The organism is Kitasatospora sp. NPDC001175, assembly GCF_053598215.1.
In genome coordinates this window covers 83,769-97,048 of sequence record NZ_JBSFJU010000014.1, presented here as the reverse complement: position 1 = coordinate 97,048, position 13,280 = coordinate 83,769, and the positions used below count along the sequence as shown (strand labels likewise).

The window sequence follows — 13,280 nt, the reverse complement described above, 5'->3', positions numbered from 1 at the left end:
GCGAGGAGAGAGACCATGGCCGCGCTCACGGTGGGCTTTGTCGGACTCGGTTCGATGGGGCGCGGAATGGCCGCCAACCTGGTCCGGTCGGGCTTCTCCGTGCAGGTCTGGAACCGCTCGCCCGGGCCGGTGAAGGCCCTGGTCGAGCAGGGTGCGCGGCCAGCCGCCGACCTGGCCGGGATCTTCGGCAACGACATCGTCGTCTCGATGCTCGCGGACGACCGCGCGGTCGAGTCCAACCTCCACGATCCCGGCCTGCTCGAGGGCGCCCGGGCGCGGCTGCACATCAACATGGCCACCATCTCGCTCCCGCTGGCCCGCCGCGCCGCCGAACTGCATGCCGAGCACAAGATCGGCTACCTCGCCGCGCCCGTCCTGGGCCGCGCCGAGGTGGCCGAGGCCGGCAAGCTCAACATCCTGGCGGCAGGCCCGGACGAGCTGCTGGAGCAGGCCGAGCCGTTGTTCGCCGCGATGGGGCAGCGCACCTGGCGCCTGGGCAGCGAGCCGCACCAGGCCAACGCCGCCAAGATCAGCGCCAACTTCCTGCTCGCCTGCGCCATCGAGTCGCTGGCCGAGGCCACCAGCCTGGCCGAGGCCAGCGGCGTCAAGCCGGCCGACTTGGTTGAGCTGCTCACCAACACCCTCTTCCCCGGCCCGGCCTACACCGGCTACGGCTCGATGATCAGCGAACGGCGTTACGAGCCGGCCGGGTTCCGCCTCGTCCTCGGTATGAAGGACGTCAACCTCGCCCTGGAGGCGGGCGGCGAGCAGCACGTTCCGCTGCCCTTCGGCGGAGTGCTGCGCGACGCCTTCCTGGACGCGGTCGCCCACGGCGACGCGGATCGGGACTGGTCGGCCGTGGCCGAGGTCGCCCGCCGCCGGGCCGGCCTGGACTGAGCCGCCACCGGGCGCGGTCGAGCGGCGGCTCCGCGCCCGGCTCCGTACTCCAATGCCGCCACGCGAGCCCTGGGAGGCCGGCACTGTGAACGATTCCACGTCACGGCGGACGATGCTGACGGCCGCACTCGCCGCAGCGGCCGGCACCGTCGCGCCACCGCTCCACTCCGCGTCCGGGGCCGCGCCGACGTCGGCGCCGACATCCGCGCCGACGTCCGCGCCGATGTCGGCGTCCGGGCCGATCCCCGCTTCCGACGGACCAGGCTCCCCGGTGGAGTACCACGCCTGGACCACCACCGCCGACTGGCGCCAGGGCGCTGACCACGGCACCCGCCCGGCCGACGGCGACCGTCCGGGCATCACCATCACCACCCCGGTGGGCACCACCGACTACCCTGACCCGCACACCGGCACCACCTCCACCTGGGAGTACGCCACCTGGACCGGCCCCGTACGGGAGTTGACCACCCCCGCCACCGAGCTGGTCGCCTCCTGGAACGCCCACACACCCGTCGGCACCTGGATCGCAGTCGAACTGCGCGGCAGCTACAGCGACGGCGAGACCACCCCCTGGTACACCATGGGACGCTGGGCCGCCTCCGACCAGGACATCCGCCGCACCTCGGTGGAGCACCAGCAGGACGGCAGAAGCCGCATCTCCACCGACACCTTGGCCATTTCCGACCCGGCCGGCGGTCTGCGCCTGGCCTCGTACGCGCTGCGGCTGACCCTGTACCGCCGTCCCGGCACCGAACTCGCCCCCACCGTATGGCGGTTGGGCGCGATGACCTCGGACCTGCCGGACCGCTTCGAGGTGCCGGCCTCGGTACCGGGACCGGGTCGTGAACTGGCCGTCCCGCGCTACTCACAGGAGATCCACAAAGGCCAGTACCCGCAGTACGACAACGGGGGAGAGGCCTGGTGCAGCCCCACTTCCTCCCAGATGGTCATCGAGTACTGGGGTCGCCGTCCCGTCCCCGCCGACCTGGCCTGGATCGACCCGGCCTACGCCGACCCCCAGGTCTGCCAGGCCGCCCGCGGGACCTACGACCACCAGTACCGGGGCTGCGGCAACTGGCCCTTCAACGCCGCCTACGCCGCTACCTACCCGGACCTCCAGGCCGTGATCGCCCGCCTCACCTCCCTGACCGACCTCGAACGCCTGATCCGCGCAGGCATCCCGGTCATCACCTCCCAGTCCTTCCTCAAGTCCGAACTCGACGGCGCCGGTTACGGCACCGACGGCCACCTGATGGCGGTGGTCGGCTTCACCCCCGACGGCGACGTGATCGCCAACGACCCCGCCTCGCCCGGCGATGACCAGGTCCGCCGCGTCTACCGGCGCCGCCAGTTCGAGAACAACTGGCTGCGCACCAAGCGCTACGACGCGAACGGGCAGGTCACGAGGGGTTCGGGCGGCATCTGCTACGTCTACTGGCCCGTCAAGTCAGTACCAAGTCAGCACCAGGCGCTGCGCGCGGTCGGGATCAGCTGACGAGGACGAGGTGCCGGCCGACGGCCGTCTCGATGACGTGGTGGCAGCGGTTGCCGCCGTCTCGGGTCAGGTGGCCGTCCCGGTCCCCGGTGACCGTGATGGGCCTGGACGAGCAGACCGAGCTGATCCTGACTCAGGCCCCGCCGGTCACCAGCGCCCCGATCCGGGCGAGCGCCACCGAGGACCTCGCGGTGCTGGCGGATCGGGACGGCGATGTCGAACGGGGTCGCGGGCGAGGCGCCGTCGGAGCGTGATCCACCCCAGACTCCGCGGCGGGCAGGAGGGGCCGGGAGTAGCCGTGGTGGGCACCGTTGCCGCGTCGTGAAGGGCGGATTATCCACGTCCAGGGGATTCCCGTGCGGTTGACGCAGAGGATGGCGTGGTCACTCCCTTTCGTGGCGGCCCGGCCCGTGGGGCGCCACCCGGTCCCAGTGTGCGGGCGGGCTCTTCCTGTCCTCCTGTGCCGTTGAGCAGCATGTCGCGCATGTGTCCGAAACAAGTCGCACGTCACCAGGACGGACATCGCGGGCTCCGGGGATCGCGAGGCTTGACCCGGGTTTTGCTCAACTGCCCATGATCCGGGCAAAGGCGGCCGGATCGGCGTCGAAGCCGCGGACGCTGGCCCGGAACCGCCAGACCCCCGAGTCGTCCCGGACGAACTCCGCGACCCGCGCCGCCGTCGCCTCGCCGACGGTGTCGAAGTCCACCGCCGCGAGCTGATCGCGCCGCTCCCGGATTCGGACGTCGGGGTGGGCTATGTCCGCGAAGGTCACCCGGCCGCCGCCCTGCTGGATCGCGACGCCCACGACAACCCTACGGTAGCGGCTCGCGAGACGGTCGAGCTCCAGGACCATGCGCTCGTCGACGCCGAAGCCCCGGCCGTCGCGGCTGTCCCGGTTCAGCGTGATCGTGCCGTCGGGGGAGCGGCTGTCGAAGTACACCAGGTAGACCGGGTCGCTGTCCGGGGTGTCGGTGGCGTAGGTCGCGCCGATCAGGTCCAGGTCGTGGGGCACCGTACCGGCGGGATTCGGATCCCACTGCAGGTCCACTTCGATCCGTCCCAGACCCTTGTTGAGACTGCTCACAGGACACTCCGTCCGTCGGCGCACCGACCTTCCATGGTGCCATGGCCGACCCGTCTGACACCGAGTAACCGGCTTACAGTGACGCATAATTGACAGGAAACCGACGAGGCAGGCCGGGCGGGCCGGTGGCCGGCACGTCGGAGGCCCGCTCCGTGGCGAGGCGGCCCTGCCCGGTCTCGGTGATCGCTTCGTTGGCGAGCGCGTGGACCGCCGTGACCAGCCGCCGGCGGGGGCGATCCGTACGGAGGGACTCCTCGGCCCGCCCGCGCGCGACGAGCCGGTCGACCCGGGACATGACGGTGTCGTGGCGCACCCGTACCTGCTCGTTGCCGAGGTGGGGGACCATGGGCGCGTACCGGCCGCGGTAGCTGACGAGCGGCCAGGGGGCCTGCGCCAGGCCGGCGACGGCCTCCTCGGGGACGCCGGAGTCGAGGCCAGCCGCCACCATCGAGGCGTCGATTTCGGCCTACTGCGCGGGGAGCCGATCGTGCCCCGGGCGGAGTTGCGAACCCCTCGGCAGTCGGGTGGAGAGCAGGTCCCACCACTCGGCGAGCGTGCGGCGTTCCGCCAGCTCGACGAAGGAGAGTTCGAGCCCGGCCCGGTGCCAGCGTTCGACGAGGTGCATGAGGCGGATCGAGTCCGGGCCGAGCAGCTGGAGTTCGTCGTCGTCCGGGATGTCGGTGGGCTCTTCACCCAGCGGGACGGTGGCCTTCATCATCTCCCGGGTGAGCGGCTCGAAGCCGTCGGACATGGTGGACCTCCTGGTCGGTTGCGGTGGGTCGATGGGGAGCGTGGTCACGCGGAGGTGGCAGTGGAACCTGGGCCCGGGTTGACGTGCTGTCGTCAGCGGTGAGGGCGGCCTCGATCTCGCCGAGCTCGATCCGCAGGCCGCGCAGCTTCACCTGGTGGTCGGTCCGGCCCAGGTACTCCAACTCGCTCTGCGGCGACTGCCGGACCAGGTCGCCGGTGCGGTACATCCGGCTCCCGGGCGGTCCGAACGGGTCAGCGACGAAGCGCTGCGCGGTCAGCGCGGGCCGCCCCAGGTACCCGGACGCGAGCTGGACGTCGGCCAGGTAGAGCTCGCCGGCCGAGCCGGGAGCAACCGGCTGCAGGAACGCGTCCAGCACGTGGGTGCGGGTGTTCCAGACCGGCCGGCCGATCGGCACGGAGGCGCCGGGCCGCCCGGGATCGTGCGCGCAGGCGGTGACGTCGACGGCGGCCTCGGTGGGGCCGTACAGGTTGTGCACCGGCGCGCCCATCGCCTGCGCGGCCCTGGTGGCCAGGTCGGCGGGCAGCGCCTCGCCGCTGCAGATGATCCGCCGCAGGCGGGTCGGCAGGGCCGAGCCGGGTTCCGCCAGGTAGGCGCTCAGCATGGCGGGCACGAAGTGGACGGTGGCGATGCCCTCCTGGCTGATCATCAGCTCGGCCAGGTACGCCGGGTCCCGGTGTCCACCGGGCCGGGCGACCACCAGGGTGGCGCCGGTGATCAGCGGCCAGAAGAACTCCCGCACGGAGACGTCGAAGCCGCTGCTGGTCTTATGCAGCACCCGGTCGTCCTCGGTCAGCCCGTAGGCGTCCTGCATCCAGCGAAGTCGGTTGCAGATCGCGCGGTGCGAGACCGCCGCGCCCTTGGGGCGGCCGGTCGAGCCGGAGGTGTGGATGACGTACGCGGTGTCCTGCGGCGCGGGGCCGGCGGCCCGGGCGGTGCGCAGGTCGCCGTCGGGCAGCGCCGCCAACTGGGCGGTGGTGCACGGGTCGTCCAGGAGCAGGGTCGCCGCCTCGCCGGGCAGCGACGCGGCGACCGAGCCGGTGGTGAGCACCACGACGGGATCGGTGTCCGCGAGGATCGACGACAGCCGCCCGGCCGGGTGGTCGAGATCCAGCGGCGCGTAGGCGGCGCCGGACTTCAGGACGGCCAGCAGCGAGACCACCAGCTCGATCGAGCGGGGCAGCCGGATCTGCAGGCGCGCCAGTGGCACCTGCGACTCGCCGTGACTCCATGTGACGAACCGTCAACGCCTGGTCCACGAAAGAGCCGTCGGCCCTGCGGGCCCGGCCCCGGTGGCCTTGTGGAGCGTACGGCGGGGCCCCGGAATCCTCCGGTGTCCGGCGGTTGCGGTCGCGTACCGGGCAGCGGTCCCTCTACGGCGCCTCCGTCCTCATCCGCGGCCGTCGACGGCGTCCGTCGGAACCGCTTCCGACGGTGCCGGGAGCGCGGCGGAGGGCGGGCCGGCGCGGAGCGCCAGCCGGTAGGCCGAGGGTGAGATTCCGTAGTGCGCGTGGAAGGCCTGGCGCAGAGTCTCGGTGGAGCCGAAGCCGCAGCGTCCGGCGATGGCGGCGAGCGGGAGCGCGGTGGTCTCCAGCAGCCGGGCGGCCGCTTCGGTGCGGGCGGTGCGGACGAAACGGGCCGGAGGCTGGCCGAGTCGGTCGAGGAAGAGACGGGACAGGTGCCGTTCGCTGATGTCAGCCCGGGCGGCGAGGGCAGCGGTGCCGAGGTCGGCGTCGAGATGGCCGGTGATGTGCAGGACGAGCCGGCGCAGGACCCGGTGCTCGGGCGGCGGGTCCTTGACGTAGATGGACAACTGCTCCTGGTTTCCAGGCCGTTGCATGTAGGTGACCAGCCAGCGGGCGACCAGTCGGGCCAGCTCGGGCCCGTGGTCGGCCTCCACGGCGGCCAGCGTCAGGTCGAGCGCGCTGGTCACACCGGCCGAGGTGCTGACGTCGCCGTCGACGAGGTAGAGCGGGCGCGGGTCGACCGTGACCTTCGGGTGCCGGACGGCCAGTTCGCGGGCGTACGCCCAGTGGGTGGTGGCCCGCCGGCCGTCCAGCAGGCCGGCCGCGGCGAGGATGCTCGCACCCGTGCAGACCGAGGCCACCCGGCGGCTGCGGGCCGCCAGCCGCCGGACGTGGGAGACGAGATCGGCGTCCGCGGCCGCCGTCAGATGGCCGAGGCCGCCGACGACCAGCAGGGTGTCCAGGGGGCCGCGGACCCGCTCGACGGCGGCCTGGCTCATCAGGACGAGCCCGGTGGAGGAGCGGACGGGCCGGCCGTGAGGTGTCGCCAGCCGCAGGTCGTAGGCGGGTTCGGCGCCGAGCCGGTTGGCGGCGTCCAGGGTGTCGGCGACGCAGGCGATGTCGAGCAGGTCCGCTTGGTCGTAGCCGATGATCACCACCTGGCGGGCAGTCGTCGTCACGGCCGCCAGCCTACGCCCGCCGGTCCGGCGGCCGGGGATCGCAGGATTCCGGACAACCGGACGGGGTGCCGGTTGCCGCATCCCCGGGCCGGCGGCGACGGTGGCTTCGAGGGGCCGGAGCGCGACCGGGACGCAGCCGGAGCGCTGCCGCCGATGCCATCCGCAGCCAGCGAGGAATTCAGCCATGACCACCATCACCGAGACCGCGCAGCCGGCCCGGACCGTCGCCTTCGTCGCCTACCCGGGAATCACCGTGCTCGACCTGGTCGGTCCGCTCCAGGTCTGCGCCGCGCTGGCGGACACCGTGCCGGGCATCCGGACCGTCGTGCTGGGAGAGCGGATCGAGTCGATGGGCACCGATACCCCGCTGTCCGTGCTGCCCAGTCACACCTTCGACGAAGTCCCCGACCCCGATGTGCTGGTGGTGCCCGGCGGTCTGGTGCCGACACTCGCCGCGATGGCCGACGAGACGCTGCTCGCCCGGCTGCGCCGGGCCGCCTCAGGCGCGTCGGTGGTCGGCTCGGTCTGCACCGGCTCGCTGTTGCTGGCCGCCGCCGGGCTACTGGAGGGGCGCAAGGCCACCACGCACTGGCTGTTCCGCGACCTGCTCGTCCCTTTCGGCGCGACCCCGGTGGCCGACCGCTGGGTCGAGGACGGACGGTACGTCACGGCCGCGGGTGTCGCGGCCGGCATCGACATGGCGCTGCACCTGGCCGGCCGACTGGCCGGAGAGGACGCCGCCCGGCAGGTGCAGCTGCTGATCGAGTACGACCCGCAGCCGCCGTTCGGCGGGATCGACTGGGCCGCCACCGACACCGCGAGCTACGCGCCGTTCGGCAAGCAGGTGCTGACCGAGGCCCTGGCCGGTCACCCCGAGCTGCTCGCCCGGCTCGGCGGCGGGCCGTTTCTTCGCAAGTAGGCTGTTCACCAGGGGGATTCACACCGTGAGCCGTCCGGCCGGATCCGCCACGCCGGTACGCGCCGGGTTCCGCCCCGTTGCTCGGCACGTCCGCGGAGAGCGGCCGAACGGGCCCGGGCGGCCCAGCGGTTCGTCCCGGCCGGTCCTCGCGCAGGCCACCGGACGCTACGCCTCGGGTGTGAGGGCGGGCGAGCCGAACAGCCCGACCACCCGCTGGACCGCCGCGTCACCGCTGTCCGACCGGTGCACGGCGGCGATCGCCGTCCGAAGGTGCGGCGAACTGCCGCGCAGTGGACGGTGGACCACACCGGACAGGCCGAGCGAGCGCACCTGTTCCGGCGCCAGGGCCACGCAGAGGCCGGCGGCGACGTAGCTGAGCAGGCCGGGCAGGTCGTCGGCCTGTCCCAGCGGCCGGGGGGTGAAGCCTGCCTGGGCGCAGGCGAGCGCGACCTGCTGGGCGAGCCCCGGCAGGGCGCCGGGGCGCAGTACGGCGAAGTCGTGGTCGGCGAGGTCCGCCAGCGCCAGCGAGTCCTGCGCGGCGAGCCGGTGGTGCTCCGGAAGCACGGCGATCAGCCGCTCGACGCCCACCTGGTTGACCGTCAGTTCGTCGCTGCCCGAGATCGGGAGCCGGACCAGGGCGAGGTCCAGCGCGCCGGCGTGCAGCATCGCGATCAGCTCGACCGAGGGGTGCTGACGCAACTGCAGCCGCAGCCCGGGGAGTTCGGTGTGGGCTCGGCGCAGCAGATCGGGCACGTAGTGATAGCCGAGGCTGCTGATGAAGCCGAGCCGCACCTCGCCCTCCCGTCCGCTGGCGACGCGCCGGGCCCGGTCCACGGCGGCGGCCTGGGCCTCCAGCAGCCGCCGCGCGTCCTCGGCGAAGGCCCGGCCGGCCGGGGTGATCCGCACGCCGCGCGGCCCGCGCTCGAACAGGCTGACGCCGAGTACGCGTTCCAGTCGCTGGATCGCCTGGCTGAGCGGCGGCTGGCGCATGGTGAGCCGATCGGCGGCCCGTCCGAAGTGTTGCTCCTCGGCGAGCACGACGAACTGTTCGAGGAGTCGCTGTGTCAGTTCCATATGGCACAGCATATGGAATGGCACGTCAGGAAGTATTGGACGATATGAATTCCCCCAGAGTTGACTGATGGCATGTCAACCGGCGACCGGCCGGTTCCCAATGACACCGGAGGGCAGCGATGTCGCCAGAACAGGAGCGGGGGGCGGGCCCGCTCGCCGGAGTGCGCGTGGTCGAGCTGGCCAGCGTGATCATGGCACCGTACGCGGCCCAGCAGCTGGGCGACCTGGGCGCCGACGTGATCAAGGTCGAGCCGCCGACCGGGGACATGACCCGGCACCTCCCCCCGCAGCGCCACTCCGGCATGGGGGCGGGCGCGCTCAACCTCAACCGGAACAAGCGCAGCGTCGCGATCGACCTTAAGGCCCCGAACGGCCGCGACGCACTGCTGGCCCTGATCGCCACCGCGGACGTGTTCATCACCAACGTCCGCCCGCACGCGCTGGCCCGCCTCGGACTCGGCTACGACGAGGTCGCCGCGGTCAACCCGGGGCTGGTGTACGCCAACGCCCAGGGATTCCGCAGCGATTCGGCCCTGGGCAACCACGCGGCCTACGACGACATCGTGCAGGCCGCCTCGGGCCTGGTGTGGCTCAACGAGCAGGTCAGCGGCGAGCCGTACTACGTGCCCACCGTGCTGGTCGACAAGGTCTGCGGCCTGGTCATCGCGCAGTCCGTACTGGCCGCGCTGCACCACCGGAACGCCACCGGCGCCGGCCAGCACGTCGAGGTGCCGATGGCGGACACCATGCTGGCCTTCAACCTGGTCGAGCACCTGGCGGCGGCCACCCTCGACCCGCCGGAGGGGCCGATCGGCTACCCGCGCGCGCTCAGCTCCCGGCGCCGGGCCTCCCGCACGGCGGACGGCTGGATGTGCATCCTGCCCTACAGCGACCGCAACTGGCGGGACTTCTTCGCGTTCGTCGGCCACCCCGAGCTCGCCGATGACCCCCGCTTCCGCTCGCTCGGCGACCGGGCCCGCCACGCCGACGAACTGTACGAACTGGCCGGGCAGTTCGCCGCCCGGCACAGCAACGCCGAGTGGCAGCGGTTCTGCGACTCGGTCAGCATCCCGGCCGCGCCGGTGCTCAGCCTGACCGAGGCCGCCACCAGCGGGTACGCCCGGCAGGGTGGCCTTCTCCAGCGGGCCGAGCACCCCACCGAGGGCGGCTACCACCTGATCGGCCAGCCCGTGCGCTTCTCGCGGACCCCGGCCGGCCTGCACCGGCACTGTCCCCGGATCGGGCAGCACACCGAGGAAGTGCTCGCCGAGATCGGCTTCCACCCCGCCTCCTGACCAGCCGTCGACCACGAATCGAGCAGCCGTCATGACCGAGCAGGAACCCCTGCACGTCGAACACCGACCGAACGGGGTCGCAGTGCTGACCCTCACCGACCCGGACCGCCGCAACCCGATGACCGGCCGACTCACCGAGCAGTGGCGCGCCGCCGTACAGGCCCTGAGCGGGACCCCCGACCTGCGGGCCGTGGTGGTGACCGGCACCGGCCCCGCGTTCTGCTCCGGGGCCGACCTCGGCGACCTGGCCGCCGGGCACGGCCTCGGCATCGCGGCGGCCCGGGCCCATCTCGCGGCCTTCTACCGGGCCTGGTTGGCCGTCCGTGACCTGCCCGTGCCCACCATCGCCGCCGTGGGCGGCCACGCCATCGGCGCCGGACTCGCCCTCGCCCTGGCCTGCGACCTGCGGTACGCCGCCGCGGACGCGAAGCTCGGCGCACCCTTCGTCCGCCTCGGCCTGCACCCCGGGATGGCCACCACCGCGCTGCTCGCCGAAGCGGTCGGCCTGCCGCGCGCGCGCGAACTGCTGCTCACCGGACGGCTCGTCGACGGCACCGAGGCCGCCGCGATCGGCCTGGTCCACCAGGCACTGCCCGCGGACCGGGTGCTCGCCGCCGCACTCGCGGTCGCCGACGGCATCGCCGCCGCGGCGCCGCTCGCGGTGCGGCTGACCAAGGACGGTCTGAACCGCCCTTTGATGACCGTCGAGCAGGCCCTGGCCTGGGAGTCCCTGGCACAGCCGGTGACGACCGCCACCGCCGACTTCCGCGAGGGCGTCCAGGCCCGTCGGGAGCGCCGCACCCCGCATTTCACGGGCAACTGACCCCGCCCACGACCAGAGGAGCACCGCGATGACCCCGCCCACCACCGGCGCCCGCGCCGTCCAGCTACGGCCCGAAACACAGCGGCTCCGACGGGAAGTCCGGGACTTCCTCGCCGAGGAACGCGCCGCCGGAACGGTCATGGGCCGCCCCGACTCCTGGCTGACCGGCTGGGACCCGGGCTTCACCCGCCGGCTCGCCGAGCGCGGTTGGGTCGGCATGGCACTGCCCAAGGAGTACGGGGGCGGTGGGCGCGGCAACCTCGAACGCTACGTCGTCATCGAGGAGCTGCTCGCGGCCGGCGCACCGGTCTCGGCCCACTGGGTCGCCGACCGGCAGGCCGGCCCGTCGATCCTGCGTCACGGCACCGAAGAGCAACGCCGCCGCTTCCTGCCGCGAATAGCCGCCGGCCGGTGCTTCTTCTCCATCGGCATGAGCGAGCAGCACGCCGGCTCGGACCTGGCGGCGGTCCGGACCCGGGCGGAACGGACCGACGACGGCTGGCGGTTGACCGGAACCAAGACGTGGACCGGCGGCGCCCACCTGAACGACTACGCCATCGTGCTCGCCCGTACCGACGACGAGTCCGGCGACCGCCACGCCGGGCTCAGCCAGTTCATCGTCGGCCTGCGCGACCCGCGGGTGCGGATCGAGCCGATCCGCCTGCTCAGCGGCGAGCACACCTTCAACTACTTCCACCTGGAAGGCGTCGAGCTCGGCGCCGACGCCCTGCTCGGCCGGCCCGGGGACGGTTGGCGGCAGGTGACCGGTGAGCTGGCACTGGAACGCAGCGGGCCCGAACGGTTCCTGTCCACGGTGCCGCTGCTCACGGCACTCGTCGAGCAGCTGCGGCGAGGGGCCTGCACCCCCGAGCAGCACACCCGGGTCGGCCGGCTGACCGCGCGGCTGTCCTCGATCCGGCAGCTGTCGCTGGGTGTGGCCGCCGCCCTGGAGGCCGGCCGCCCGGCGGACGTGCAGGCCGCCCTGGTGAAGGACCTCGGCACCCGCTTCGAGGGCGAACTCGTCAACGAAGTACGGGAGATCCTCCCGACGGCCGCCCGGACCGACACCACCAAGGGCAGCTACCCCGAACTGCTCGCCACCGCGATCCTGCACTCCCCAGGCTACACGCTGCGCGGCGGCACCAACGAGATCCTTCGCGGAATCATCACCCGAGGCCTGGAGCTCCCCTCATGACCACCGATCACCTCCGTACGCCCGCCGCCGTGCTCGCCCGGCACCCGGGCGACGCCCTGGACAAACCCGCCGCTGCCGCCCGCGCCCTGTGGGACGCCCTGACCACGGCCGACGCGCTGCCCCCGCCGGACACGGACCCGCACGCCCTGGTCGCACTGGTCCGCGAGGCCGGCCACCACGGCTGCCCGGCACCGCTCGCCGAGACCCTGCTGGTCGCCGGCCCGCTGCTGGCCCGGGCCGGGCTGGCCGTGCCGGACGGGCCGCTCACCTTCGCCCGCGGCCCGCTCGACGTCCGGTTCGCCAACGTCGACACGGCCAGCCGGGTCGGCCCGCCGGGAGCAGCCGGCACCGACGACGCGGTGCACGTCAGCGGCACGCTCTCCCGGGTGCCGTGGGCCCGGGCCGCGCAGGCCGTGGTCGTGCTGACCGAGGGGCCCGGCGGGCCGGTGCTGCTCGCACTCGAACCGGACGAGTACCGGCTGCTCGAGGGAGCCAACCTCGCGGGCGAGCCCAGGGACGGGGTCGTCCTGACCGACACGGCGGTTCCCGCCGACCGGGTCCGCCGCGTCCCGGAAGCCGTCCTGGCCGAGGCCGAATGGCGCGCCGGGCTGGCCCGGGCCGCGCTGATCGCGGGTGCCGCGCGGCGCTGCGTCGAGCTCACGGTGGCCCACACCGCGGCCCGGTCCCAGTTCGGCCGTCCGCTCAGCCACTTCCAGGCCGTCAAGCAGGAGGAGGCGAAGCTGATCGAGGAGGCGGCCCTGGTCGGTGCGGCGGTCGAGGCGGCTGCGACCGCACTGGGCGACCCGGGCGGCGCCGCCTTCGCGGCCCAGGCCGCCGCCGCGCAGGCATCCGCCTCGGTGGGCGAGATCACGCGCATCGCCCACCAACTGCACGGCGCGATCGGGTTCACCGAGCTCAGCCCGCTGCGCCTGGCCACCACCCGGCTGTGGTCGTGGCGGGACGAGGACGGCAACGAGCAGGCCTGGTTCGCGCGGATCGGCCGACACGTGGTGGAGAGCGGTACGGGCCGCCTGTGGCCGCTGGTGACCGGCACTCCCGCGGCCTGACCGCGGGGCCGGACCGGCGACGCCGAAGACCGGGGATGCCCGGCCGGGGTTTCCTCCCGGCTGGGCATCCCCGGTCTTCGGCGTCTGATGGCCGATCATCCTGGCCCGGCGGTCGGCACGGTGGTCTCGTGGACGGCGCCTGCTGAATGTGAACGGTTCGGAGCGTCACCCAACGGCCTGAGGTGCGCGACGGGGCCCTGCAATTGACCACAACGGCTGTGGTGCTACGGACATCG

The 13,280-nt window shown here is 73.2% G+C and carries 13 protein-coding genes and 1 pseudogene; 8 read left to right on the top strand and 6 right to left on the bottom strand.

Annotated features, from left to right (window positions below; translation table 11 throughout):
• The first annotated feature begins 15 nt into the window (after positions 1-15).
• From ACWDAK_RS13320 to ACWDAK_RS13310, 3 genes are all read left to right on the top strand, one after another.
• Entirely contained in the window at positions 16-897 is an 882-nt protein-coding gene (locus ACWDAK_RS13320) for an NAD(P)-dependent oxidoreductase (RefSeq protein ID WP_344637947.1), read from the top strand.
• Between the two features lie 223 nt (positions 898-1,120).
• Positions 1,121-2,392: a C39 family peptidase gene (locus ACWDAK_RS13315; RefSeq protein WP_427393363.1), complete on the top strand. Its 1,272-nt coding sequence runs from the start codon at positions 1,121-1,123 to the stop codon at positions 2,390-2,392.
• Between the two features lie 89 nt (positions 2,393-2,481).
• A complete protein-coding gene (locus tag ACWDAK_RS13310) occupies positions 2,482-2,646 on the top strand; it encodes a hypothetical protein (RefSeq protein WP_344637949.1) in 165 nt (54 codons plus the stop codon).
• Between the two features lie 309 nt (positions 2,647-2,955).
• On the opposite strand, the gene ACWDAK_RS13305 is transcribed toward ACWDAK_RS13310, so the two are convergent.
• From ACWDAK_RS13305 to ACWDAK_RS13285, 5 genes and pseudogenes are all read right to left on the bottom strand, one after another.
• A complete protein-coding gene (locus ACWDAK_RS13305; protein WP_344637950.1) occupies positions 2,956-3,477 on the bottom strand; it encodes a TerD family protein in 522 nt (173 codons plus the stop codon).
• A gap of 73 nt (positions 3,478-3,550) precedes the next feature.
• On the bottom strand, positions 3,551-3,925 hold the full coding sequence (locus tag ACWDAK_RS13300; RefSeq protein WP_344637951.1) for a hypothetical protein: 375 nt from the start codon (positions 3,923-3,925) through the stop codon (positions 3,551-3,553).
• An 18-nt stretch (positions 3,926-3,943) separates the two neighbouring features.
• Entirely contained in the window at positions 3,944-4,228 is a 285-nt protein-coding gene (locus tag ACWDAK_RS13295) for a phosphopantetheine-binding protein (protein ID WP_344637952.1), read from the bottom strand.
• A gap of 88 nt (positions 4,229-4,316) precedes the next feature.
• Positions 4,317-5,435: pseudogene (locus tag ACWDAK_RS13290) on the bottom strand (amino acid adenylation domain-containing protein); the annotation flags it as partial.
• A gap of 201 nt (positions 5,436-5,636) precedes the next feature.
• Entirely contained in the window at positions 5,637-6,650 is a 1,014-nt protein-coding gene (locus ACWDAK_RS13285) for a GlxA family transcriptional regulator (protein WP_425557696.1), read from the bottom strand.
• A 205-nt stretch (positions 6,651-6,855) separates the two neighbouring features.
• Here ACWDAK_RS13285 and ACWDAK_RS13280 point away from each other — a divergent pair, with 205 nt between their 5' ends.
• Entirely contained in the window at positions 6,856-7,590 is a 735-nt protein-coding gene (locus tag ACWDAK_RS13280) for a DJ-1/PfpI family protein (protein ID WP_344637954.1), read from the top strand.
• 165 nt (positions 7,591-7,755) lie between these two features.
• Here the strand turns inward: ACWDAK_RS13280 and ACWDAK_RS13275 are convergent, their stop codons facing one another.
• On the bottom strand, positions 7,756-8,664 hold the full coding sequence (locus tag ACWDAK_RS13275; protein WP_344637955.1) for a LysR family transcriptional regulator: 909 nt from the start codon (positions 8,662-8,664) through the stop codon (positions 7,756-7,758).
• Positions 8,665-8,783: 119 nt separating this feature from the next.
• Here ACWDAK_RS13275 and ACWDAK_RS13270 point away from each other — a divergent pair, with 119 nt between their 5' ends.
• The 4 genes from ACWDAK_RS13270 to ACWDAK_RS13255 are packed head-to-tail and all read left to right on the top strand — an operon-like array spanning position 8,784 to position 13,044.
• Positions 8,784-9,959 carry a CaiB/BaiF CoA transferase family protein gene (locus ACWDAK_RS13270; protein WP_344637956.1) on the top strand — a complete coding sequence of 392 codons (1,176 nt, stop codon included), beginning with the start codon at positions 8,784-8,786 and terminating at the stop codon, positions 9,957-9,959.
• Between the two features lie 31 nt (positions 9,960-9,990).
• Positions 9,991-10,782, top strand: coding sequence for an enoyl-CoA hydratase/isomerase family protein (locus ACWDAK_RS13265; RefSeq protein ID WP_344637957.1), 792 nt, complete (start codon positions 9,991-9,993; stop codon positions 10,780-10,782).
• A gap of 28 nt (positions 10,783-10,810) precedes the next feature.
• Positions 10,811-11,977 carry an acyl-CoA dehydrogenase family protein gene (locus ACWDAK_RS13260; protein WP_344637958.1) on the top strand — a complete coding sequence of 389 codons (1,167 nt, stop codon included), beginning with the start codon at positions 10,811-10,813 and terminating at the stop codon, positions 11,975-11,977.
• Entirely contained in the window at positions 11,974-13,044 is a 1,071-nt protein-coding gene (locus ACWDAK_RS13255) for an acyl-CoA dehydrogenase family protein (RefSeq protein ID WP_344637959.1), read from the top strand. Before ACWDAK_RS13260 ends, ACWDAK_RS13255 begins: the two co-directional genes overlap by 4 nt.
• The last annotated feature ends 236 nt before the right edge of the window (positions 13,045-13,280 follow it).

What these genes read in the sequence shown, in the direction of transcription:
- ACWDAK_RS13255 (WP_344637959.1), top strand. Translation starts at nt 11,974, where the DNA reads ATGACCACCGATCACCTCCGTACGCCCGCCGCCGTGCTCGCCCGGCAC.
- ACWDAK_RS13280 (WP_344637954.1), top strand. Translation starts at nt 6,856, where the DNA reads ATGACCACCATCACCGAGACCGCGCAGCCGGCCCGGACCGTCGCCTTC.
- ACWDAK_RS13315 (WP_427393363.1), top strand. Translation starts at nt 1,121, where the DNA reads ATGTCGGCGTCCGGGCCGATCCCCGCTTCCGACGGACCAGGCTCCCCG.
- ACWDAK_RS13270 (WP_344637956.1), top strand. Translation starts at nt 8,784, where the DNA reads ATGTCGCCAGAACAGGAGCGGGGGGCGGGCCCGCTCGCCGGAGTGCGC.
- ACWDAK_RS13320 (WP_344637947.1), top strand. Translation starts at nt 16, where the DNA reads ATGGCCGCGCTCACGGTGGGCTTTGTCGGACTCGGTTCGATGGGGCGC.
- ACWDAK_RS13265 (WP_344637957.1), top strand. Translation starts at nt 9,991, where the DNA reads ATGACCGAGCAGGAACCCCTGCACGTCGAACACCGACCGAACGGGGTC.
- ACWDAK_RS13260 (WP_344637958.1), top strand. Translation starts at nt 10,811, where the DNA reads ATGACCCCGCCCACCACCGGCGCCCGCGCCGTCCAGCTACGGCCCGAA.
- ACWDAK_RS13275 (WP_344637955.1), bottom strand. Translation starts at nt 8,664, where the DNA reads ATGGAACTGACACAGCGACTCCTCGAACAGTTCGTCGTGCTCGCCGAG.
- ACWDAK_RS13300 (WP_344637951.1), bottom strand. Translation starts at nt 3,925, where the DNA reads ATGGTGGCGGCTGGCCTCGACTCCGGCGTCCCCGAGGAGGCCGTCGCC.
- ACWDAK_RS13295 (WP_344637952.1), bottom strand. Translation starts at nt 4,228, where the DNA reads ATGTCCGACGGCTTCGAGCCGCTCACCCGGGAGATGATGAAGGCCACC.